The 21,494-nt window shown below is 65.4% G+C and carries 30 protein-coding genes and 1 tRNA gene; 19 read left to right on the top strand and 12 right to left on the bottom strand.

From position 1 onward, the window contains the following. Positions 1–72 precede the first annotated feature (72 nt). From ACNFJ7_RS04695 to ACNFJ7_RS04725, 7 genes are all read left to right on the top strand, one after another. Positions 73–843, top strand: a complete 771-nt coding sequence (locus ACNFJ7_RS04695; RefSeq protein WP_019369427.1) for a hypothetical protein — start codon at positions 73–75, stop codon at positions 841–843. Positions 844–900: 57 nt separating this feature from the next. Next, the gene (locus tag ACNFJ7_RS04700; RefSeq protein WP_019369428.1) at positions 901–1,209 is read left to right on the top strand and encodes a hypothetical protein; all 309 of its coding nucleotides are present in this window, start codon (positions 901–903) and stop codon (positions 1,207–1,209) included. Positions 1,210–1,289: 80 nt separating this feature from the next. After that, the gene (locus tag ACNFJ7_RS04705) at positions 1,290–1,568 is read left to right on the top strand and encodes a hypothetical protein (protein WP_152997792.1); all 279 of its coding nucleotides are present in this window, start codon (positions 1,290–1,292) and stop codon (positions 1,566–1,568) included. A gap of 137 nt (positions 1,569–1,705) precedes the next feature. Further along, the gene (locus ACNFJ7_RS04710; protein WP_152997791.1) at positions 1,706–2,488 is read left to right on the top strand and encodes a hypothetical protein; all 783 of its coding nucleotides are present in this window, start codon (positions 1,706–1,708) and stop codon (positions 2,486–2,488) included. Between the two features lie 24 nt (positions 2,489–2,512). Beyond that, positions 2,513–2,704: a hypothetical protein gene (locus ACNFJ7_RS04715; protein WP_019369431.1), complete on the top strand. Its 192-nt coding sequence runs from the start codon at positions 2,513–2,515 to the stop codon at positions 2,702–2,704. A gap of 120 nt (positions 2,705–2,824) precedes the next feature. Next, on the top strand, positions 2,825–3,238 hold the full coding sequence (locus ACNFJ7_RS04720) for a hypothetical protein (RefSeq protein WP_019369432.1): 414 nt from the start codon (positions 2,825–2,827) through the stop codon (positions 3,236–3,238). 372 nt (positions 3,239–3,610) lie between these two features. Further along, positions 3,611–4,192 (top strand): recombinase family protein, encoded by a 582-nt coding sequence (locus tag ACNFJ7_RS04725; RefSeq protein ID WP_019369433.1) that lies wholly within the window; start codon positions 3,611–3,613, stop codon positions 4,190–4,192. A 103-nt stretch (positions 4,193–4,295) separates the two neighbouring features. On the opposite strand, the gene ACNFJ7_RS04730 is transcribed toward ACNFJ7_RS04725, so the two are convergent. The 3 genes from ACNFJ7_RS04730 to ACNFJ7_RS04740 form a co-directional block, all read right to left on the bottom strand. Then, a complete protein-coding gene (locus ACNFJ7_RS04730) occupies positions 4,296–5,165 on the bottom strand; it encodes an abortive infection family protein (protein ID WP_019369434.1) in 870 nt (289 codons plus the stop codon). A 90-nt stretch (positions 5,166–5,255) separates the two neighbouring features. Then, positions 5,256–5,330, bottom strand: a tRNA-Gln gene (locus ACNFJ7_RS04735). 23 nt (positions 5,331–5,353) lie between these two features. After that, positions 5,354–6,451, bottom strand: coding sequence for a branched-chain amino acid aminotransferase (locus ACNFJ7_RS04740; RefSeq protein WP_019369435.1), 1,098 nt, complete (start codon positions 6,449–6,451; stop codon positions 5,354–5,356). Between the two features lie 69 nt (positions 6,452–6,520). On the opposite strand from ACNFJ7_RS04740, the gene ACNFJ7_RS04745 reads away from it, so the two are divergent. Beyond that, a complete protein-coding gene (locus tag ACNFJ7_RS04745; protein ID WP_019369436.1) occupies positions 6,521–7,006 on the top strand; it encodes a MarR family transcriptional regulator in 486 nt (161 codons plus the stop codon). A 21-nt stretch (positions 7,007–7,027) separates the two neighbouring features. Here ACNFJ7_RS04745 and ACNFJ7_RS04750 read toward each other — a convergent pair whose 3' ends face one another. The 5 genes from ACNFJ7_RS04750 to ACNFJ7_RS04770 all read right to left on the bottom strand — a co-directional run bounded on the left by ACNFJ7_RS04750 (position 7,028) and on the right by ACNFJ7_RS04770 (position 10,016). Next, positions 7,028–7,645, bottom strand: a complete 618-nt coding sequence (locus tag ACNFJ7_RS04750; protein WP_019369437.1) for a hemerythrin domain-containing protein — start codon at positions 7,643–7,645, stop codon at positions 7,028–7,030. A gap of 72 nt (positions 7,646–7,717) precedes the next feature. Continuing rightward, positions 7,718–8,524, bottom strand: a complete 807-nt coding sequence (gene proC / locus ACNFJ7_RS04755) for a pyrroline-5-carboxylate reductase (protein ID WP_026009130.1) — start codon at positions 8,522–8,524, stop codon at positions 7,718–7,720. An 8-nt stretch (positions 8,525–8,532) separates the two neighbouring features. Continuing rightward, positions 8,533–9,042, bottom strand: a complete 510-nt coding sequence (locus ACNFJ7_RS04760) for a YbjN domain-containing protein (protein ID WP_019369439.1) — start codon at positions 9,040–9,042, stop codon at positions 8,533–8,535. Between the two features lie 112 nt (positions 9,043–9,154). Further along, entirely contained in the window at positions 9,155–9,436 is a 282-nt protein-coding gene (locus ACNFJ7_RS04765; RefSeq protein ID WP_019369440.1) for an accessory factor UbiK family protein, read from the bottom strand. A gap of 16 nt (positions 9,437–9,452) precedes the next feature. Beyond that, positions 9,453–10,016 carry a TspO/MBR family protein gene (locus ACNFJ7_RS04770; protein ID WP_019369441.1) on the bottom strand — a complete coding sequence of 188 codons (564 nt, stop codon included), beginning with the start codon at positions 10,014–10,016 and terminating at the stop codon, positions 9,453–9,455. Between the two features lie 185 nt (positions 10,017–10,201). Here ACNFJ7_RS04770 and ACNFJ7_RS04775 point away from each other — a divergent pair, with 185 nt between their 5' ends. Then, complete coding sequence (locus ACNFJ7_RS04775) at positions 10,202–10,975, top strand: TSUP family transporter (RefSeq protein WP_019369442.1); 774 nt, start codon at positions 10,202–10,204, stop codon at positions 10,973–10,975. Here ACNFJ7_RS04775 and ACNFJ7_RS04780 read toward each other — a convergent pair. After that, positions 10,958–11,704: a TlyA family RNA methyltransferase gene (locus ACNFJ7_RS04780; RefSeq protein WP_019369443.1), complete on the bottom strand. Its 747-nt coding sequence runs from the start codon at positions 11,702–11,704 to the stop codon at positions 10,958–10,960. The two genes, ACNFJ7_RS04775 and ACNFJ7_RS04780, sit on opposite strands and share 18 nt — an antisense overlap. A gap of 126 nt (positions 11,705–11,830) precedes the next feature. Between ACNFJ7_RS04780 and ACNFJ7_RS04785 the strand changes: the two genes are divergently transcribed. The 10 genes from ACNFJ7_RS04785 (at position 11,831) to rpsI (ending at position 18,985) form a co-directional block, all read left to right on the top strand. Continuing rightward, a complete protein-coding gene (locus tag ACNFJ7_RS04785; RefSeq protein WP_019369444.1) occupies positions 11,831–12,553 on the top strand; it encodes an RBBP9/YdeN family alpha/beta hydrolase in 723 nt (240 codons plus the stop codon). Between the two features lie 331 nt (positions 12,554–12,884). Beyond that, complete coding sequence (locus ACNFJ7_RS04790; protein ID WP_019369445.1) at positions 12,885–13,232, top strand: MerC domain-containing protein; 348 nt, start codon at positions 12,885–12,887, stop codon at positions 13,230–13,232. A gap of 64 nt (positions 13,233–13,296) precedes the next feature. Then, the gene (locus ACNFJ7_RS04795; protein ID WP_019369446.1) at positions 13,297–13,761 is read left to right on the top strand and encodes a Fur family transcriptional regulator; all 465 of its coding nucleotides are present in this window, start codon (positions 13,297–13,299) and stop codon (positions 13,759–13,761) included. Between the two features lie 51 nt (positions 13,762–13,812). Beyond that, on the top strand, positions 13,813–15,738 hold the full coding sequence (gene dxs / locus ACNFJ7_RS04800; protein ID WP_019369447.1) for a 1-deoxy-D-xylulose-5-phosphate synthase: 1,926 nt from the start codon (positions 13,813–13,815) through the stop codon (positions 15,736–15,738). Positions 15,739–15,825: 87 nt separating this feature from the next. Further along, the gene (locus tag ACNFJ7_RS04805) at positions 15,826–16,197 is read left to right on the top strand and encodes a plasmid mobilization protein (protein WP_019369448.1); all 372 of its coding nucleotides are present in this window, start codon (positions 15,826–15,828) and stop codon (positions 16,195–16,197) included. Next, positions 16,194–16,418 carry a hypothetical protein gene (locus ACNFJ7_RS04810; protein ID WP_152997790.1) on the top strand — a complete coding sequence of 75 codons (225 nt, stop codon included), beginning with the start codon at positions 16,194–16,196 and terminating at the stop codon, positions 16,416–16,418. The genes ACNFJ7_RS04805 and ACNFJ7_RS04810 overlap by 4 nt, the downstream gene beginning before the upstream one ends. Positions 16,419–16,460: 42 nt before the next feature. Then, on the top strand, positions 16,461–17,489 hold the full coding sequence (locus tag ACNFJ7_RS04815) for a COX15/CtaA family protein (RefSeq protein ID WP_019369450.1): 1,029 nt from the start codon (positions 16,461–16,463) through the stop codon (positions 17,487–17,489). After that, on the top strand, positions 17,486–17,800 hold the full coding sequence (cutA, locus tag ACNFJ7_RS04820) for a divalent-cation tolerance protein CutA (protein WP_019369451.1): 315 nt from the start codon (positions 17,486–17,488) through the stop codon (positions 17,798–17,800). Before ACNFJ7_RS04815 ends, cutA begins: the two co-directional genes overlap by 4 nt. A 136-nt stretch (positions 17,801–17,936) precedes the next feature. Beyond that, positions 17,937–18,416, top strand: coding sequence for a 50S ribosomal protein L13 (gene rplM, locus ACNFJ7_RS04825; protein WP_019369452.1), 480 nt, complete (start codon positions 17,937–17,939; stop codon positions 18,414–18,416). Then, positions 18,416–18,985: a 30S ribosomal protein S9 gene (gene rpsI, locus ACNFJ7_RS04830; protein WP_019369453.1), complete on the top strand. Its 570-nt coding sequence runs from the start codon at positions 18,416–18,418 to the stop codon at positions 18,983–18,985. Before rplM ends, rpsI begins: the two co-directional genes overlap by 1 nt. Before the next feature lie 64 nt (positions 18,986–19,049). On the opposite strand, the gene ACNFJ7_RS04835 is transcribed toward rpsI, so the two are convergent. From ACNFJ7_RS04835 to ACNFJ7_RS04845, 3 genes are all read right to left on the bottom strand, one after another. Then, a complete protein-coding gene (locus ACNFJ7_RS04835) occupies positions 19,050–19,796 on the bottom strand; it encodes a metallophosphoesterase family protein (RefSeq protein ID WP_019369454.1) in 747 nt (248 codons plus the stop codon). After that, the gene (locus ACNFJ7_RS04840; protein ID WP_019369455.1) at positions 19,793–20,635 is read right to left on the bottom strand and encodes a diacylglycerol/lipid kinase family protein; all 843 of its coding nucleotides are present in this window, start codon (positions 20,633–20,635) and stop codon (positions 19,793–19,795) included. The genes ACNFJ7_RS04835 and ACNFJ7_RS04840 overlap by 4 nt, the downstream gene beginning before the upstream one ends. A 63-nt stretch (positions 20,636–20,698) precedes the next feature. Next, positions 20,699–21,472 carry an enoyl-CoA hydratase-related protein gene (locus ACNFJ7_RS04845; RefSeq protein ID WP_019369456.1) on the bottom strand — a complete coding sequence of 258 codons (774 nt, stop codon included), beginning with the start codon at positions 21,470–21,472 and terminating at the stop codon, positions 20,699–20,701. Positions 21,473–21,494 lie beyond the last annotated feature (22 nt).

The raw sequence follows: 21,494 nt of genomic DNA on the forward strand, positions 1-21,494 counted from the left end.
GGCGATGCTGCCCAGCGTCGCCCCTGCCACCGCTGCGCAAGCAGCCCGTTCAACCCAAAGAGACCTACCGCCATGTCCGATACGACCACCAACGGTTCCTTCGCCGTCGACGGCACGGAGTCGACGTTCACCGCCACGACTGCCGATTACACGCTGACGCCCGACGAGGAGGCGTTGGTCGCCGGGATCGAAGACCTCGACCCCATCGACTCCATCCCCTCGCCCGTCGTCGCCACCGGCGACACCTCCCGGTTCGCCATCGTTCCGCCTGTCACCGCGTTGCCGCCTGCCCTGCAGGAATACGTCCGGCAACAGCTGGTCGGCATCCCGCAAGAGCGCCTCGCCGAAGCGGAGCGCGGCGCAATCCTTGTCGCCATGCGCAAGAACGCGCTGGAGCTTCGGGTCAAGCAGGGCGCGGGCCCCGGTGCCACGCCGTACGCGCGAGAGCTTCTGGACATCTCGCGGGCCATCTACGACCTCGAACGCGAGTTCGACACCATCAGCGCCCAGCTGGCGGAGGTCGACCGCTACGAGACCGACACGGACCCGGTGACCGGCGCAGCGTCGCCCCGCCCGGTCTATGCCGTCGATGGCCAGCGTCGCCGGGCCCTGGAACAGCGGCTGGCCCAGATCACCTATGAGATCAGCCTCAAGGACGGTGAAGAGGGCCGCCGCCGTCTCGCCAAGGCCAAGAAGGAAACCGCAGAGTTCCTGAAGGCCCAGCGCGACCAGCTGGCCGAGGACGCGGAGGCGAGGGCCATGGCCGAGCAGATGAACCGGGAAGCCCGGATCAAGGCCAAAGCCGAGATGTACGCCAAACACAACCGCTCCAGCCTTGGCTAACGCCATGCGCAATGCGTTCGTCTGGTCGGCGCTTTGGCTTGCGATGGCCTGCCTCTGATGGCCCGCTACTCCTCCCGCGAACGCCGCTGGTACGGTCGCCGGTTCACGCCGCTGCACCAGCCGGTTACCGAGCCGGACGACCGCGAATGGCACACGCAACTGCCGAATGGCATGCTTGTGGTCGAGTTCGGCAACCCCGTCCGTCGCTTGCCCTGCGAACCCCAGCCGGTGCTTGTGAAGGGCTCCCTCGGAGCCGCGAAGGCAACGCCGGAGCCCTCCTCCGCAGAGGCCGCAACGCCTCCGTCTGATTGCAGCAAGTCGACGCAGGACCCCCGTGAGTGGAAGCCCGGCCTCGGTCGGGACTGATCCTCGACACCATCAACCATTGATCCTCCCCGCTCTGCCTCCGGGGAGGGTCGCCCATCAACTTGAGGCACCACGAGAGCATGACCGCCACACCACGCCCATCCGAGGCCCACGCCTCCCCCGCCACCCGCGACGATGCCATTGCGGCTATGTGCCGCGAATGCATTTACGACGACCTTGAGCCCGGCACGTGGCGCGAACAGTGCGCCGCCTGCACGGTGACCGCCTGTCCGCTTTACGCCTTCCGCCCGGTTCCCGACGTCCGCCTGCACGGCCGCCGCCTGTCCCGCGAGGACGCCGCAGCGCACGTGCGGGCCAAGCTTGCGGGCATCCGCCGGACGTCGCCGCAAGCGGCCTGAAACGAGCGCCAATCACCAGCCGCCGCTGGTGATTCAGCAGATCGCGGCTGGCTCAGGCCCGATAGCCCCACACAATCGACACCCCCGCCTGATCACCAGTGTACAGCGGGGGTGCCCCACCTCAACAGCAGGGCCACATGCCTGACGAGAAGTATTGTTCGGGGTGCGGACAGACCCTCCCCGCATCCGCCTTTTATGCGCGGAAGAGTGGTAAGCTCTCCAGCCGGTGCAAGAAATGCGTTTCGGCGTCCAACTCGGCGCGGGAGCGCGCACAGACCGCCGCCCGCAATGCTGACCCGGAAGTCATCCGCGCTCGCCAGCAGCATGCCGAAAGGGTGCGACGGGAACGGGAGGCCCGCGAGTTAGCCCGCCGGATCGCTCGCGAAGCCGCCCGAGCCGAAGCGAAGGCACGCGCCGAGATCCGCGCCGCCTCTCGCGTCAAGACCGGGGCCAAGCTCAAGGGCAACCGCCGCAAGGCAGTCCAGCCGGTCTCCCCGGAGGAAATGACGGCGAACCGCGACCGGGTTGATTACCTCCTCCTGCTTCTGTCCGACCGCCACCCGACCGAACAGATTGCAACCGAGCAGTCCTGGAACGCGGCGTATGCCGAGGTGGACCGCCTCTGGTACGTGTCGGGGGACCGCGAGTGCGTCACCTGTCATCGGCGGGTCGCTCCCACCGAGATGCTGCCCCCGATGCCCGGCAACGGTCGCCCCGGCATGTGCCGCCCGTGCGCAGCGTATGCCGAAGAAGAGAACCACCGCCGCACCTTCGGTCCGCTCATCGGCCCCCTTCAGTCCCGCCGCAAGCTGCGGATGCTGGACGGGACGTGGATCACGTTGGGCGAACTCGCCCGCCGACACCGCGTCCGCACCCAAGGCCGTCCCTTCACCACCGCCTCACCGGCGCTCGCCGCCTGACCCCACCACATCTGGAGCATCCACATGGCCTCTGCCCTGTTCGACGACATTCACGCCACCGCCCGCTTCCCGCTTGCCGCCACCGTCGCGGCGTTGAGTGCGCCAACGGATCCCCGCAGGCACGACTTGGCGCGGCGCGCGTCCGCCATCGCACACCAGCAGGGCTATGACGAAGCGACCGAGGCCCTACGCGCCCGAGCCGCAAGGGCACATTGAGAGGGAGGGCGCGCGCGAAATAGCAAACGCCCGCTGTCGGGGATGCGCGAATGTCTGAGAATGGGTGGTTAGCTGCCGTTCCGCTTTAGGTCAGCACAAAGTGGATAGCAGACAGTCTGCATGTTACGTCGGGTCATGCTCCCCGTTCTCCTCCTCGCTGCATCCGCCATCGCCTCATCATCACAGGAACCGTCAAAAGAGCAGCTTCATTCTGCGATCTGGGCGGACCTTCAGCTGAACGCGATGATTGGCAACGGCAATTGGCCTGCCTCGCTCTGGTATCAGGCAGGGAGCGACACCGCTCCCGACCTGCACATTCAGGATTTGACCTGCACCAAGGAAGGCTCACAGCAGCGTTGCTCGTTCAACCTGCATCGCGACGGGGGCCCTAAAACGGTGTTGGGCGAATCTGCCGCCGCCGACCTGGCTTGCTCCGCCTCTTTCTTCGCTGACGGCGAAGGCTGGTCTGTGGTGCATACACCTCCGCGTCATGCGGGTCACAGCGTGACCTCTATGCGGTGCAAGGCCGTATAGCGCCAAACGTCCGGTATTCGGCGCCGTCGATTGCACGTGAATGTCGGCGCTTGGGGCGATTGCGGTCATTCGGCAATCGTAGGTCTACTGCCCAGTTTTGGCGCAGAAATCCGAAGCGCCATATCGCTCCTGACGATTGTCGCTTCCCCCCGTCGGGGGGCCACATCCATAGCAGCCGCCTTCTACGCACGGTGGCCCTAGCTCTGCGGTAGCCTGGCTCGTGCACCCTTCGCGACGCCCCGGCGGGATCAGCCGCCGCCTGCATGGCTCAGAAGGTGTAACCTGCGCGCTAGGCGCAGAAGATATCTTGACGACCAAAGTGAGCTATGGATATGAGCTAGCCAACAGCCACCCCTAACTTCCGAGCCACCCATGTCGCACCGCATCGCCTACTACCGCGTCTCGACCACCGACCAGTCCATCGAAGCCCAGCGAGCCGCCATGGGTGGCCCGTTCGATCAGGAGTTCTCGGACGAGGGCGTTAGCGGCGGGGTGCTGGCCACCGACCGCCCCGGCTTCGCTGCGATGCTGGCAGCGCTCCGCAAGGGCGACACGCTCCACGTCTACGCGGTCGACCGCCTCGGGCGCGATGCCATCGACGTGCAGACCACCGTCCGTGACCTTCTGGCCAAGGGTGTGACCCTGCACGTTCACGGCATCGGCCCCATCGGTGAAGGCGTGGGCGAGATCATCATCGCCGTCCTGGCCCAGATGGCCGCCATGGAGCGCCGCAGGATCGCCGAGCGCACCGAAGCGGGCCGTATAGCCGCCCGGAAGGCACTTGCGGAGACCGGCAGGACGCACCGGGGCAAGGAGAGCCTTGGGCGTCCCTATGCGGCTGACGCAGCTGCGGTGCGAGAATGGCGGAAGGCGCAAAGCGCCAGCATCGCCGCGACGGCCCAGCATTTCGGTCTCTCGGCTGCGACGGTAAAGCGGTACTGCGCGGCGGGATGACTTGCTTCCGCTTTGCCCTGCTTTTTTCGGAGCGGCATGATACAGCACCCCTATGAAATTCTTAGCCCCCCTCCCAAACACATCGGGCGGGGGTAGCGTTCGACTATCCCCCGCTGTCGAGGCGGTGCGCTGCCGTCTCAACCAGATAGAGCGCCATGGAACCCGCAAGGTTCACGACCAAGTGTGCGTGCCGCTCTGCGATCCTAACGGGCCGCTTCCCTTTGCCGTGCGCGTCGCCAAGCCGATTTCGGATTGCACCGATGCCTTCAACAACCGTGACGCAACCGCCAAGCAGCTGTTTGAAGACCTGTTCGGTGTGCTGGGACGGGGCAAGGTTCAGCTTTTCGGCCGTGAGGCGATAGAGTTTCGGCAGATCGTCCCCTGCTCGGTAAAGGGGATCGTCATCCGTGAACTCGTCCAGAATATGCATGCACACGCTTTCAAGCAGCGTCCGCGCAGATGTAACCGCTCCCTCCGCATCGCCCGCACACCTAGAGAGCGCCTTCTCCCACACCCTGCCAACCTCGGCTGCGTCGTGACTGTTGAGCCTGTCTGAGATGAGGTCCGCCGTCGGACTCCCTCGCATCTCCAGCCGCTCCAACAGCGGGGCAAACTGCTCGCGTAAGAACGTCCGACGCTCTGCGTAGGAGGAGTACTCCGCTTTGATGAACTGCCAGAAATCGTCTGGGGACTGACATGTTCTCACGAATCTTGGCAGCAAGTCGCTCAAGGACGGGTTTTGCATCAGTTCCGCGCGGAGAACGCGGTACACGTTGTGATCGATAGTTCCGCCCGTCGCCTGCGACACCAAGCCGAGCCGGAGCGCCAACACCCGCTCAACCGGGTCAGAGGGCAAAGCCTCAACGGGATCAGGAAGGTCAAACATGGCCCGCTCCACAACCATGATTCGATTGCCGACGGGAGGTTGTACCTCGTCCCGCGAATCGGCGAAGGTTGAGGCGCGCGAAGTCATGCCCGCCCCCACAAACCTGCCCCACAAACCTGCCCCACACGAGGCCAATTTTAGGCGCTAACGACTTGAGAAAACTCGATTTTTGGTTTCTGGCTGGGGCGGGAGGATTCGAACCTCCGAATGACGGTACCAAAAACCGTTGCCTTACCACTTGGCGACGCCCCAACGGGAAGCGGGCTTATAGAGCCTCAGAACAGACGTTCAAGCCATCCGTGCGGATCCGGCGCAACCCCGCGCTGAATTCCAACCAGCTGCTCGCGCAGCCGTTCTGTGAGCAGGCCGGGTCCGCCATTGCCGATTTGGAATTCAAGGCCGCTGCCGCGCACCGCCCCGATCGGCGTCACCACCGCGGCGGTGCCGCAGGCAAAGGCTTCGCGCAGACGGCCGCTCTTGGCATCGTCGCGCCACTGCTCGATTGCATAGCGCTCCTCGCGAACCGTCACGCCGGCGTCGCGAGCCAGAGTGAGCAGCGATTCGCGGGTTATGCCGGGCAGGATCGTGCCCGACAGCGGGGGCGTGGAGATCGAGCCGTCGTCGAACACGAAGAACACGTTCATGCCGCCGAGTTCCTCGACATAGCGATTCTCGACCGCGTCGAGGAACACCACCTGGTCGCAGCCCTGGCGGATCGCTTCGGCCTGGGCGACCAGGCTACCGGCATAGTTGCCGCCACATTTGGCCGCGCCCGTGCCGCCCGGCGCCGCGCGGGTATAATGATCGGACACCCAGAGCGTCACCGACGGCGCGCCGCCCTTGAAATAAGCGCCCGCCGGCGAGGCGATGACGAGGTAGAGATACTCGCTGGCAGGCTTCACCCCCAGAAAGGTCTCGCTCGCGAACATGAAGGGGCGGAGGTACAGGGAAGCCCCCTCGCCTTCCGGAATCCAGTCGCGATCCGCCTTCACCAGTTCGCGGATCGAGGCGAGGAACAGTTCCTCCGGCAGTGGTGCCATCGCCATGCGCTCGGCCGATTCGCGGAAGCGGCGGGCATTCTCACCCGGGCGGAACAGCGCGGCGCCGCCATTCGGCAGACGATAGGCCTTGAGGCCCTCGAAAATCTCCTGCGCATAATGAAGCACCGCGCAGGCCGGGTCGATCTGAAGCGGCGCATAAGGCTGGATGCGCGCGCCGTGCCACCCCTTGTCCGCGGAGTAGCGGATTACTGCCATATGATCGGTGAAGGTCTTGCCGAAGCCGGGATTGGCGAGAATCGCCCCACGCTCATCGCAGGTGCGCGGGCTGGCATGGGCCTCGAATTCGAAATCCAGGATCGTCGCGTCTTCCATCACTCGGTCTTTCTCGTCCCCAGAGCCTCGGGTTGCGCAGGACTAGGCGCGGTGGCAGAAACGGTCAACATGGCTGCCCCAATTCCTGCGTCTCCCCTCTTTCTGCGCGAACCCGAAATCCGGCGCGGGATCGAGCTGCTGTATTTCGGCTATTCGCATCTTACCCGCTCGATCGACGACGGGCTGGCGCGCCAGGGGCTGGGCCGCGCGCATCACCGCGCACTCTATTTCATCGCCCGCAAGCCCGATCTGACGGTGAGCGAGCTGCTGTCGTTGCTGGCGATCACCAAACAGTCGCTGGGTCGGGTGCTGGGTGAGTTGGCGGAGCGCGGGCTCGTCGAAACGCGAGCGGGCACGCGCGATCGGCGCCAGCGGCTGTTGCGGCTTACTGAGGCGGGCACCAGGCTCGAATCAGACCTGTTCGAGGCGTTGCGCGAAAAAATGGCCGGCGCCTATTCCAGCGCCGGCCAGGGAGCCGTTGGGGGGTTCTGGGCCGTTCTCGAGGGGCTGATGCCCGAGGAGGAGCGCGGCCGGGCCGCGACGCTGGGGCGCTGAAGCCCACAGCGCCGCCGGTGTTCAGGCTACCTTGAAGCCTTCCTTGTTCATTGCGAGCGTGAGCGTCTTGTTCTTTTCTTCGCTCAGCTGGGCGCGGAGTTCGGGGAACAGCTGATCCTCCTCCTCGCGCATGTGCTTTTCCAGCGCCGCGCGGAATTCCTTTACCTTCTCCAGCCACTTGGGCGAGGTACTGGGCATGTTCTCCAGTTCGTAGAGAAACTGCTTCACATAACCATGCTCGGCGTTCAGTTCGTCGGCCGCTTCCGTCTTCCCGGCTTCGCGGAGCGCCGGGTAGATGACGTTCTCTTCCTCGATAGCATGCTTCACCAGCGCGTGCTTGATATGCGCGAGCAGCATGTTGCGGCGAATGGTCGCCTTTTCGTCGGTCGCTTCCAGCGCGTCGAACGCCTTGAGCACTGCCTTGTGCTCGGCCTTCAGTGCATCATCCCAATTGCCGGCGAGCGCGCTCGGCGCCTGCACCGCCGCCTTGCGGCCAAGCATCGCGAGCAGCCCCAGGGCCGCACCACCTGCTACCGCGCCGGCAATCACGCCTACGCTGGCGCCGCTGCTCGCCTTTGCGGTGTCCTTGCCGCTAGTCTTGGTATTGCGCTTGGTTTCGCCTTCGGTCGTCGTAGCCATGTCAGCCTCCGTCGATACGTGAATCGGAAGGCTTAACCGCTGGGAATTGCAGGCGTTCCGTAGGCGGTGGCGCTATTTGCGCGCTTCGGCCGCCATTTCGGCGTTACGCCGCGCCGATGCGGCAAGCGTCTCGCGCAGCAGTGCCCGCAACGCCTCGCCACGATCCAGAACGTTAAGCCCCTCGCGCGTCGATCCGCCGGGGCTGGCGACTCGATCCGCCAACACCGCCGGGCTTTCATCGGCGGCCGCCGCCATTAGACCCGAGCCTTCGACCGTGGCCAGCGCAAGTCGCTGCGCCTGATCCGCGGGCAGGCCCAGTGCTGCACCCGCTTCGGCTAGCGCGTCGACGAAGCGGAAGACGAAGCCGGGGCCGCAGCCGGCGAGTGCGGTCAGCGCATCGAGCATGGTCTCGCTCGGCACCCATTCGACCAGGCCAAGCGGCTGCATCAGCGTCTCGGCGGCGTCGCGCGCCTCGGCATCGTCGCTCTGCGTAGTGAGGCCGACAACGCCCTTTCCGATCGCAACGGGCAGGTTGGGCATCGCGCGCACCACGGTCTGCGCGCCCAGCGCCTCTGCAAGGGTGGCAACTTCCACGCCCGCGAGAATCGACACGAGCAGCGGCACGCCCGATACGCTAGGTGCGAGCAGCGGCGCCACGATGTGCAGCTGCTGCGGCTTTACCGCGAGCACAACCGTCGTGGGCCGTTCGCCCTCGGGCGGTTTGGGTACGTGCCGCACGCCTTCGGGAAGCACCGGGTTGCCCGAATCGATCACGGTGATCGCGGCCGGATCGATCCCTGCTCCGGCCCAGCGTCGAAGCATCGCGCCGCCCATATTGCCGGCGCCAACCAACCAGATCCGATCCAACAATGTGGTCATTGCCTGCCTCAGGCCTCGCCTTGCGTCTCGATCAGCGCGGCGGCGATCGCCTCGCTCGGCGTCTTTCCGCCCCACAATACAAACTGGAATACGGGATAGAAGCGCTCGCACTCGTCGACTGCGCTTTCCACCAGCAGTTCGGCCTGGGCGAGCGTGAGCGCCGCGCCCTCCTCGCCGTCGATCAGTGCGGCGTGGCGGAACAGCAGGATGCCGGTGGACGACCAGAGTTCGAAATGGCCGATCCACAGCTGTTCGTTGACCAATCCTATCGTTTCATAGACAAGTCCGCGCCGCTCCTCGGGCACGCGCACGTCCGGGAAGGCCATGAACTGCAGTACGCCATCGTCTTCGCGCCAGATCGCGCGGAGTTCATATTGGGTCCAGCTGCCCTTTACCTTGGCTACAACTTCATCTTCTTCGCGCTCATGCGTCCAGCCATGGGCGGCGAAATAGGTTTCGAGCATGTCGATGGGCGCAGCCGCGTCGCGGTCGAATTCCGCCTCGTCTAGCATGCCCATTCCGTTCCCGATCGTGTAGCCATGTCCGCTAGTGCCAAGCACGCGGACGGGGCACAAGCTTGCGCCTGCGCCCCGCCGCCAAAAGCTGTGGACAAGGAAAGATCAGCCGACGTCACGCATTCCCTTGCGGCGTTTCCATCGGACCGGCAGCACCGAGTTTGGCTTCCAGCGCATCGAGGCGCGCCTTCAGCGCATCGGCCTCGTCACGCGCGGCGGCAGCCATCGCCTTCACCGCCTCAAATTCATCGCGGGCCACGAAATCGAGGCCGCCGATCCACTCGCGAGCGCGTTCGCGCGCGCCGGCCTCGGCCTCACGCGCGACGCCGGCAAAGGTACCCGCGGCGCCATTCACCATCTTCACTAGATCGTCGAACAGGCGATTGTCGGTCTGCATGTCAAATATGTCCCACTCAAAGCGTATCGCTGCTGATTTGGGCACCCGCGGCGCCAGATGCAATGTTTTCTGCATCCGGATTGAGATCGCGGACCTGCGAAAACAGCACGCTGGCGAAACATACCCAGGCGAGGTAGGGCAACAGCATCAGCCCCGCGAGGCGCCGCACGCGCCAGAACGCGACCATCGTCACCGCCACCAGAACGGCCAGCGCGATGATTACGATCAGTGCCAGATCGATCATATGGAAACGGAAGAAGATCGGCGACCAGGCGAGGTTCACCGCGAGCTGGACCACGAACAGCAGGATCGCCGCGCCTCGCCCCCGCGCGCCCCGCGCGCTCAGCACTAGCGCAAGCGCCAGGCCCATCAGCGCGTAGAGGATCGTCCAGACGATCGGGAAGGCGATGTTCGGCGGCTGGATCGCGGGCTTGACGAGGGTCTGGAACCAAGGGTTCTCATCCCCACCCGGCGCCACCATCGCCGATCCGAAACCGAGCAGCACCACCAACGGCACCGTCACCAGCGCGCGGAGCCAGAAGCCACGGCGCAGTTGCGCCTTCGATGCCAGTGCGTTCACGCAATCTCCCCATTTGCTGGGCGTAGGCGCCCGTCAATGGCTGCGACCTAGGCGATCGGCGCGCGAATGAGAAGGTGCCGGCGCAGGCAATGGAAAGCGGAGGAGTCGCTCGGGCTGCTCCAAGCTTTTCCCAACCCCCGATCTGCCCGATTGTCAGCGCGTATCCCCTTCGTCTAGCCGGAGCCATGCACCTCACTGCCGAAATGCTCGCCTTTCTGCTCTTCGTCGCCTTTCTTGCCGGTTGCATCGACGCGATGGCTGGGGGTGGCGGCTTGCTGACGATACCGGCACTGCTCACCGCGGGAGTGCCGCCGGTGGCAGCGCTCGCGACCAACAAGCTGCAGAGCATGATCGGCACCGGATCGGCGGTGCTGGCCTTCCTGCGGGCCGGTCGCGTCGATGTTCGCGGCTTCGCCATTCCCGCATTAGGCGCCTTTATGGGATCCGCGCTGGGGGCGACGATGGTACAGCGGATCGATCCTGGCTTCCTGGCCGGGTTCGTGCCCATCCTTCTTCTCGCCATGGGCTGCTATTTCCTGCTCGCGCCGAAGATGAGCGAGGCCGATCGCCACGCCCGATTGGACCGCTGGGGCATTGCCGCGGTATGCGCAGCCATCGGCTTCTACGACGGGTTTTTCGGGCCCGGTACGGGATCGTTCCTGACGATGGCACTGGTTGCATTGGGCGGCTTAGGCCTAGTGCGCGCCATCGCGAACACCAAGTTTCTAAACCTCGCCACCAATCTCGCCGGGCTGCTAGCGATGATCGCCGGGGGGAAGGTCTTGTGGCTGCTCGGCTTTGGCATGGCCGCCGCGAATGTGTGCGGCAATCAGCTCGGCGCCTGGTGCGCGATCCGCTTCGGCGGTAAAGGAGTCCGCCCCTTGCTGGTAGTGATGTCGTTCGCGCTGACGATCAAGCTGCTGGCCGATGCGAAGAACCCGCTATGGCAATGGCTCTAGGCGCACCGCCCCGATCAGGAACTCCACATTGCCCTCCGGCCCGGTGATCGGGCTGCGCGTCACGCCCAACACCTGCCAGCCTTTGCCTTCCAGCCACGCCGTCACCTCGGCGCAGACGCGCTCGTGCACAGCGGAGTCGCGGACCACCCCGCCCTTGCCGACTTCCTCGCGCCCCGCCTCGAACTGCGGCTTGATCAGCGCCGCCAGCCGCGCGCCCGGCCGGGTGAAGCCCAGCGGTACGTCCAGCACCTTGGCGAGGCTGATGAAGCTCGCGTCGCACACTACTACGTCGATCGGCTCGGGAATGTGAGCAGGCGTCAGGATGCGCGCACTGGTCTGTTCGTGGACTACCACCCGCTCGTCCTGCCGCAGCTTCCAGGCAAGTTGGTTGGTGCCGCTGTCCACCGCGTAGACACGCGCAGCGCCGCCCGTCAGCAGCACATCGGTGAACCCGCCGGTCGAGGACCCGACATCGATTGCCACCACGCCGGTCACGTCCCAGCCGAAATGCTCGAACGCATGGGCAAGCTTGATGCCGCCACGCGAGACCCAAGGATGATCGCGCCCGCGCACCTCCACGCCTGCATCTTCGGCGAGCATCTGGCCCGCCTTCTCGATCTTGCGCTCGCCGGTGAAGGCTAGCCCGGCCATGATGAGCGCCTGCGCCCGCGTGCGGCTCTCGGCGAGCCCGCGGTCGACGAGCAGTTGATCGGCGCGAAGCTTTGCCATGCCATCCTTTAGGCGCGGGTCACGCCCCGGCGCAACTGCTCCTCCACTGGTCGCACCTGTATTGCCTATCAGAACAGTGGGAATTATGTCGGAGGTCCGGCCAGTCCCTCCCGAGGAGAGGATAACATGACGATCTTTTCGCCGCTCGATGATCGCTCGCCGATCATCCTTACCGTACCCGGCCTCGGCGGCTCCGGTCCGTCGCACTGGCAGACGCTGTGGGAGCAATCGCGGCCCGACACCCGCCGAGTCGAACTGGGCATGTGGGATACGCCGCATCGCAATGCGTGGGTGACCAAGCTCGACCAGGCAATCCGGGGTGCGCAGGCGCCGGTAGTGCTCGCCGCGCACAGCCTGGGATGTCTGGCGGTGGCCTGGTGGGCTGCGCTCGCGGGCCAGACCTTCGGCACGCCAGTTGCCGGCGCATTGCTGGTCGCGCCGGCTGATGTTGATCGCGATGCCGCCCCTGCGGAACTGCACGCTTTCCGCCCGACGCCTACTTCGCCTTTGCCCTTTCCCTCGATCGTCGTGGCCAGTAGCGACGATCCCTGGATCGCGGCCGATCGCGCGGCCGATCTGGCGCGCCGCTGGGGCAGCCTGTTCATTGATGCCGGGCCGCAGGGGCACCTCAACGCCGCGAGCGGGATCGGCTGGTGGGAAGACGGCCAGGCGTTGCTCGATCGCGTGCTCGACGTCGCTTCGGAGCGGACCGGCGGCGTCCGAACCGCCGCAGAGGCCCGCTCTCTGCTGGCGATTCACGCCACTGACGCTGCACAGGCCCATTATCTTGGCCGTCCGCAACGATTGAAAGCCGAAAATCCGACGAAATCATTCGAAGCCCGCTGGTAACATTCGAGGAGATAATCTATAGTAATGTGCATGGGCATGGCCGGGTGACGTACCCTAGAGCGACACCCGGCCTACCCTTTCGCGCTGCACTATACTGCGCCGAAGCGATGTGACGCACCGCGCATCCGTGCTTGCATATTTTGCAACTACCTTCTGTGCCGCAAACCCATCCATTGGCGCACAGCTTTGTCTGCAAAGACGCTCGCGCTGTGGCGATGAACGCCGGCCGTGCAATCGCAAACAAATTACGCGATGATATGTTGTACCTTCGCCCAGGGGTGTCTATATGCCGCCCATGTCGCTGACTCCCCCCATCGCTCATCGCGCCGCAATGGACGGGACCCTGGATCGGATTGCGATCGGGATCAGCGGGTTGTGCGTGATCCATTGTGTCGCGACGACGGTGCTGCTCACGCTGCTTTCCTCGGCCGGCGCGCTCCTCGATCCGCATATCCATGAAGTTGGTCTGGCGCTCGCTATTGCGGTGGGCGTGTTCGGATTGGGCCGCGGTATCCTCCACCATGGCATGATGGCGCCGGCGGTCATCGGATCCTTTGGCTTGGGCATCATGGCCGGCGCGCTGTCGCTGCCGCATGGCGGGTTCGAAACCTTCTGGACGCTCGTCGGCGTGTCGTTGGTAGCGCTGGGTCACGAGCTGAATCGCCGTGCGGGCTGCTGAACCCTCGCTGTTCGCGCAAACCCCGCCGCTTGCCGGAGATAGGCACAGGCCTTAAATCCAGTTCATGTCCGCGCATCATCATAATCATCACGAGCATCACGGCTCAGCCTTGACCAAAGCCGCCCAGACTCGTCTGGAACAGGCTGGCGAACAGTGGACGGCGATGCGCGAGCGCGTGTTCGAGGCGCTGGCAGGCTTCGACAAGCCCGCCTCGGCCTATGACATCGCCGAAGCGGTCTCCAAGGCCGAAGGGCGCCGGGTCGCGGCCAACAGCGTGTATCGCATCCTCGACCTCTTCGTCGGGTCGAACCTCGCGCGGCGGGTGGAAAGTGCCAATGCCTATGTCGCGAATGCCCATCCGGAATGCCTGCACGATTGTATTTTCCTCGTGTGCGATAGCTGCGGCCAGACCACCCATATCGACGATGACAGCATCACCAAGAATGTTCGTTCTGCCGCCGAACATGCCGGATTTTCACCCGTGCGCCCGGTGATCGAGGTGCGCGGCAAGTGCGGCAAGTGCGACTGACCTGCCCATTTGACCGTTCGACTTGGGCGTAACACTGCGCTAACAAACACCATGGCTGACCTACCCAAGACGCCGCTGCTCGACACGATCGACACGCCGCAGGACCTCCGGAAGCTCGCGCCTGCCCAGCTTCGCCAGCTGGCAGATGAACTTCGAACCGAAACCATCAGCGCTGTGGGTACCACAGGGGGCCATCTCGGCTCCGGCCTCGGCGTGGTCGAGCTGACCGTGGCGATCCACTATGTGTTCGACACGCCCGACGATCGCCTGATCTGGGATGTCGGCCACCAATGCTATCCGCACAAGATACTCACCGGACGACGCGATCGGATCCGCACAATCCGCCAGGGCGGCGGCCTCTCGGGCTTCACCAAGCGCAGCGAGAGCGAATATGATCCGTTCGGCGCCGCGCACTCGTCGACCTCGATCTCTGCCGCACTCGGCTTCGCTATCGCCAACAAGCTGAACGAGGCGCCCGGCAAGGCGATCGCGGTGATCGGCGACGGCGCGATGAGCGCCGGCATGGCCTATGAGGCGATGAACAACGCCGAGGCCGCCGGCAATCGTCTGGTCGTGATCCTCAATGACAACGACATGTCGATCGCGCCGCCGGTGGGCGGGCTTTCGGCTTATCTTGCGCGCCTCATTTCCTCTTCCGAATATATGGGCCTGCGCAGCCTGGCCCGCCGGGTGACGCAGAAAGTGTCGCGCCGCCTCACCGCCGCCGCCGGCAAGGCGGAGGAATTCGCCCGCGGCATGGCGACGGGTGGCACGTTGTTCGAGGAACTTGGCTTTTATTATGTCGGCCCGATCGACGGCCATAACCTCGAACATCTGATCCCGGTGCTCGAAAATGTTCGCGATGCCGAGCACGGCCCGATCCTCGTCCATGTCGTCACCAAGAAGGGCAAGGGCTATGCCCCGGCCGAGAAGGCGGCGGACAAGTATCACGGCGTCCAGAAGTTCGACGTGATCACCGGCGCCCAGGCCAAGGCTCCGCCAGGACCGCCCGCCTATACCAAGGTCTTCGCCGACGCACTGATCGCCGAGGGCGAACGCGATCCCGCCGTGTGTGCGATCACCGCGGCAATGCCTTCGGGCACCGGCCTCGACAAGTTCCAGGCGATGTTCCCTACACGCACCTTCGACGTGGGCATCGCTGAGCAGCACGCCGTCACTTTCGCGGCGGGGCTTGCGGCACAAGGGATGCGGCCGTTCTGTGCGATCTATTCCACCTTCCTGCAGCGCGCCTATGATCAGGTTGTGCACGATGTGGCGATCCAGAACCTGCCGGTCCGCTTTGCGATCGATCGGGCCGGGCTGGTAGGGGCCGACGGCGCGACACATGCGGGCAGCTTCGACGTGACCTATCTCGCCAGCCTGCCCAATTTCGTGGTGATGGCGGCGGCGGACGAAGTCGAACTCGTCCACATGACCCACACCGCCGCAATGCACGATAGTGGCCCGATCGCGCTGCGCTACCCGCGCGGCAACGGCGTCGGCCTGGAGCTGCCCAAGGTTCCCGAACGGCTGGCGATCGGCAAGGGCCGCGTGGTGCGAGAGGGCAAGAAGGTGGCTATCCTGTCGCTCGGCACCCGCCTTGCGGAAGCACTCAAGGCCGCCGACACGCTCGATGCGAAGGGTCTGTCCACAACCGTGGCCGATCTGCGCTTTGCCAAGCCGCTTGACGAAGAACTGATCCGCCGCCTGCTCACCACCCACGAAGTGGCGGTGACGATTGAGGAAGGCGCCATCGGCGGCCTCGGCGCGCATGTGCTGACGCTCGCCAGCGACACTGGCCTGATCGACGCGGGCCTCAAGCTGCGCACCATGCGCCTGCCGGACGTGTTCCAGGACCAGGACAAGCCCGAGAAGCAGTATGACGAGGCGGGGCTGAACGCCGCGCATATCGTCGACACGGTGCTCAAGGCGCTCCGCTACAACGAGGCCGAACTGGCCGACGGCGTGCGGGCGTAAGGAATTCCAAGATCCTCCCCGACACGGGGAGGATCTTGGGTTGATCCCACCTTGCACCTTCAACATGCACATGCCATGTACATGCACATGGCCACGCAGCTTCCAGAGACTCGCTCCAGCCGTGTCGTCGTGCTGGTATCGCCCGAGGAAAAGCGGCGCATTTCCGCCAATGCGGAAGCGGCGGACATGACGGTCAGCGACTTCATGCGCACCGCTGCCGAACGCTATACCGAACCCACCGACGCCGAGATGGCGCTGATGCGCGACCTGCTTGCCCAGCTCGAACAGGCCAATGCCCGCACGGACGCGGCCTTCGCCCAACTTGAAGCCGCGCGCACTGCCGCCGCGCAGTTCGACGAGGACGCCTATCGCGCCGAAGTTCGCGAGCAGCTGCTGGCCGACTCATCGATCAATTGGGACGCACTCTCCGCCGCACTGTCGGGCTGGGCGCGCCAGTGAGCTTCTGGACCGACGCGTTACGCGCCCTGCAGCAGGTTGCGCTCCTCCAGCACAAGGTCGAGCAGGCCTTGGCCACCGCCGACGAAGCCCGCCGCCACTCGATTGAGACGCGCGAGCGAGTGATCCGCCTGGAGACGCTGATCGACATCGCGATGAAGCGTCAGCCCGCGGCACCGCCGGCGCTCCCGGCCCTTCCCGAAAGTCCACAAGCCGGCAGCTAGCGCCCGCTTCCCCGAGCGCGTACATCGCGGTACGTGCTGAAAATGAACCTGCGCCCTCTCACCGCCCGCCCCCGTGCTCTCGCGCACTGGCTGTTCGTCGTCGCCGCGATGATCGTCGCAATGGTCGTGGTCGGGGGCATCACCCGCCTGACCGAATCCGGCCTGTCGATCACCGAATGGAAGCCGATCTCAGGCATCGTGCCCCCGCTGAACGACGCGCAGTGGCAGGCCGAGTTCGAGCATTACAAACAGATCGGCCAGTATCAGCAGCTCAATCAGGGCATGACGCTCGCCGGCTTCAAGGCAATTTTCTTCTGGGAGTATGTCCACCGCCTGCTGGGCCGGCTGATCGGCATGGCGTTCGCGCTGCCGCTGCTGTGGTTCTGGGTCCGTAAGCAGATCCCGCAGGGCTATGGCTGGCGCTTGGTCGCGCTGCTGGCGCTGGGCGGGCTGCAGGGCGCGTTCGGCTGGTGGATGGTCAAGTCCGGGCTCAACCACACCCGCACCTCGGTCAGCCATTTCTGGCTGGCGACCCATTTGATGACCGCGCTGTTTACGCTCGGCGGCATCGTCTGGACGATGCTCGATCTGCGCGCGCTCGCCGCCAACCATGCCGCGCGCCCGGCACGGCTGACCGGGCTCGGCGCGAGCGTGCTGGTGCTGCTCGCGATCCAGCTCTTCTACGGCGCACTGGTCGCCGGACTCGATGCCGGGCTGGTCACCAATCAGTGGCCGCTGATGAACGACCGCTTCTTTCCCGGAGTTAGCCAGCTGGGTGAGAGTCCGCTCCATGCGGCGCTCTACGACCCCGCCATTGTCCACTTCATCCATCGCTGGTGGGCCTGGGTTGCCGTCGTGGGGCTGATCGTCCTCGCCCGCAAGGCACGCGCCGCCGGAGATCGCCGCGCTTCGATCGCGATCCATTCGGCATTCGGCATCCAGATCCTGCTCGGGATTGCCACGGTGATGACCGGCGTGAACCTCCACCTCGCCGCCACCCACCAGCTGGTCGGTGCGCTGCTGGTCTGCGCCACCGTATGGGGCGTCCACGCCATCGGCCGCGCCCGGTGAGCGACACCGCCCTGCTCTACGTCACCTTCGCCAGCCGCGCCGATGCAGAGCGGGTGGCGGAGACGATGCTGGCGGAGCGGCTCGCCGCCTGCGTCAACATCCTCGCGCCGTGCACCTCGATCTATCGGTGGCAGGGCGGCATCGAGCGCGGCGAGGAAGTGCCCGCGCTGTTCAAGACCCGCCCCGCCCTAGCACTGCGCCTGCGCGAGCGGATCGCGGCACTCCACGACTATGACCTGCCGGTCATCGAACAGTGGCCGGTGGAAGCGGGCAATGTCGTCGCCCGCTGGATCGCCGACGAGACGCGCTGAACCTACAGGTATCATTTTACCCGTCAGCAAACCCACGCATTTCTTGACTTTCACGCCCCTTATCGTCATTGGGGCATCGAACGCGCTGCCGGGGACGGTGGCGCGTCTGCATTTCCTACGTGAAAGGTCACAGGCCATGAAGGCGCTGATGAAGACCACCAAGTCGGCCAAGCCGGCCGAGGTGGAGAAGAAGTGGCACATCGTCGACGCCGAAGGGCTCGTCGTCGGTCGTGCAGCGGTGGTGATCGCGAACGTCCTGCGCGGCAAGCACAAGACCAGCTTCACCCCGCACGTCGACTGCGGTGACAATGTCATCGTGATCAACGCGGACAAGATCCGTTTCACCGGCAAGAAGCTCGGCCAGAAGGTGTACTACAAGCACACCGGCTATGCGGGCGGCATCAAGGGCATCACCGCCGCCAAGGTTCTCGAGGGCCGCTTCCCGGAGCGCGTTCTGGAGAAGGCCGTAGAGCGCATGATCCCGCGCGGCCCGCTCGGCCGCCAGCAGATGCGCAACCTGCGCATCTTCGCCGGTTCGGAGCATCCGCATGAAGCTCAGAACCCCGAGGTTCTCGACATCGCCGGCATGAGCCGCAAGAACAAGGTGGGTGCATAATGTCTGACAACCGCCAGTCGCTTTCCGACCTGGGCGCAGCGCTGGGCCAGCAGCCCGCCGCGCCGACCGAAGGCCAGACCGCAGCTCCGGCTGCTGCCGCCGCTGCCGACGCCTATCTCGCCGGCCAGATCGACGAGCCGGCCGCCCCGACCACGCCGCTGCGCGCGCAGGAGCTGGACCAGTATGGCCGCGCCTATGCCACCGGCCGTCGTAAGGACGCCGTGGCCCGCGTGTGGCTGAAGCCGGGCACCGGCAAGATCACGATCAACGGTCGTGACCAGGAAATTTATTTCGCGCGTCCCACGCTGCGTCTCGTCATCAACCAGCCGTTCGGTGTCGCCGAGCGTGAGGGCCAGTATGACGTGATCTGCACCGTCAAGGGCGGTGGTCTGTCGGGCCAGGCCGGTGCCGTGAAGCACGGCATCTCGCAGGCGCTGACCAAGTATGAGCCGGTGCTGCGCGCGCCGGTGAAGAAGGCCGGCTTCCTCACCCGCGACAGCCGTGCCGTCGAGCGTAAGAAGTACGGCAAGGCGAAGGCCCGCCGCAGCTTCCAGTTCTCGAAGCGCTAAGCGTCTCGGCTTCGGCCAGGGAACTAGGGGCGGTCCGGCAACGGGCCGCCCTTTTTCGTTCACTTCACAGCGCGACGCTGGGTTCGCCCAGGAAGCGGGCACGCGTCGAAAAGCTGGCTCCGTCCACCGTGATCTCGTTGAACGACGGGGGCTTTTCCCGGGTGCGTTCGGACAGCGTACCGGCGCCGATCAGCCGCACGACTCGGTCGCGCATCCGATGTTCGATGTCGAAGGGATCATGGACGTGCCCGGTCAGCACGGCGTGGGCACCCGCCTGCGACAAGGCGGCCAGCGCCTCCGCGCCGTTGCGCGTACGGGAGGTGCCGCGCGTCCCCGCCTCGATCAGCGGATGATGGGCGGCAACGAAGATCAAGTCGCCTTCCGGTACCGCCTCCGCCAGCGCCAACGATTTCTGCAACGCCCGTGTGCTGACATGGCCCTTGGACCAGTTGGTGCGGAACTGGAACCGTGCCGTCGTCTTCAGCGGCACCACCGATACACCGCGCACGTCGAGCGGCCGTTCGATCACGCGCTCCAGCGTCCGATAGCGGCGATATGGCGTGGTGAGCCTTGCGAGCGGGTTGAAATAGGGAAGGTCATGGTTCCCCACCTCCACCGTCATAGGAACGCCCAGCCCCTCCAGCCATTCGGAAGCCGCGGCGAATTCGTGCGATCGCGCCCGCATGGTAAGGTCCCCGGTCATGATGATGGCCGCAGGCCGCTCCTCGCGCACCTTGGCCTCGAACCAGTCGAGCGCCGCCTGGTCCTCCCGCCCGAAATGGATATCGCTGACGTGGAACAAGCGAGTCATGCGGCGATCGCCTCCGTTCGCGTGGCAAGAAAGGTTTCCAGGCTACGTCCCGCGCGAATGCGCGTGCCGCTGTCGAGCGTCACCGGTTCACCATCGAACAGCGCCAGGACGGGGCGGGTTTCGCGCACGCCCAGGTGCTCGGTCTTGCGTTCCACCACCGCCTGGGCGGCGACCCAGTCGCCGGTCATCCACTCCCAGCCGAGTTCGACGATCGATCGCCAATCGCGCGCATCCACCGCGGCGACCTCCAGCCCTTCCAGTGTAGGACTGACGAACACCGCCTGATAGCGGTCCCGCATCCCGGCCACACCCTCGATGCGGACACCCCGGCGATGGAAGGTGTTCCGCCAGGCACCGCGCACGGCGGCGATCAGCCGCCCCAGCCTGCCGCTCCGCACCGCCTCGCGCGCGCGGAACCAGGTCGCGGCAGGCCCCAGGATTAGCCCGACGAACGCTCGATGCTCACCCGCGATGACATAGGGCAGCGCCACCCGCCGATCGCATCCATGTGCGGCGTGGATAATCTTGTGCGGATCGGTTTCATCGTGGAGCGCCTTGGCAAGCAGGTTCATCGTCCCGCCCGGCAGGATCAGGAAGGCGCCCTCCCATTCGGCAAGCGCCCGCAGCGCCGCGTTGATCGTGCCATCGCCTGCGAACAGCACCACGGTATCCACGCCCGCAGCATCGAGCGCGGCCCCTTCAGGCAGCGCGTCGGCTGGAAAGCGGGTGCGGCCCGCCAGAGTCAGGCCACGCTCCTCGAACACCGCTTCCAGTGCATCGCATTTCGCCTGGGAAGTGGTGCCCGAATTCGGATTGGTGATGAACCAGAGAGTCTTCATGTGCGCTCGGAACGCTTGAAAACGGATTTCGTCGCGCCGTTCCGAGGCAAAGGCCGCCGCCTGCTAGCGGCCCTGGAACATCGGACTGCGCTTCGCAAGAAACGCAGCGATGGCTTCGCGGCAGTCCTCGGTCTTGGAAGCGATGCTCTGGTGCGCCGCTTCGATCTCCATCGTCTCCGCCAGCGTGCCCGTCAGTGCCGCTGCCACCTGCTTGCGGATCAGGCCCAATGCCACGGTGGGCATCGCGGCCAGCTTGGCGGCCAGGCCCTGTGCTGATTCGAGCAGCGCGACATCGTCCATCACGCGCGTGATCAGCCCGGCGGCCAGTGCCTCATCGGCAGGCAACCGTTCGCCGAGCAGGGCCATTTCCAGAAGCTTGGCCCGCCCCGCCGCCTTGCCGATCAACCAGGTCGCGCCCGCATCCGGCACTAGCCCGATATTCGCGAAGGCGAGCAGCAGATAGGCGGATCGCGCCATCACCACGATGTCTGCGGCTAGCGCGATCGATGCGCCTGCACCGGCCGCTGCGCCGTTCACCGCCGCCACGATCGGGATCGGCAGGTCCGCCATCGTCTGGATCACAGGATGGTAATGCTGGCGCAGCGATTCGCCCGAATCGCGCATGCCGACGCTGGCGACCAAATCCGCGCCGGCGCAGAACGCGCGCCCCTCTCCGGTAAGCAGGATCGCACGCGCCCCCTCGTCGGCCGCTTGCCGTAGCGTCTCCGCCAGCAGGTCCAGCATGTCCGGCGTCAGCGCGTTCAACCGATCGGGGCGATTCAGCCGAACAATGGCGACATCGCCATTCCTGGAAAGCAGCACCGATGCGTCCGACATCCTCGTTTCTCCCATTTTCTGG

Source organism: Sphingomonas sp. HT-1, from assembly GCF_048568905.1.
GTDB lineage: Bacteria > Pseudomonadota > Alphaproteobacteria > Sphingomonadales > Sphingomonadaceae > Sphingomonas.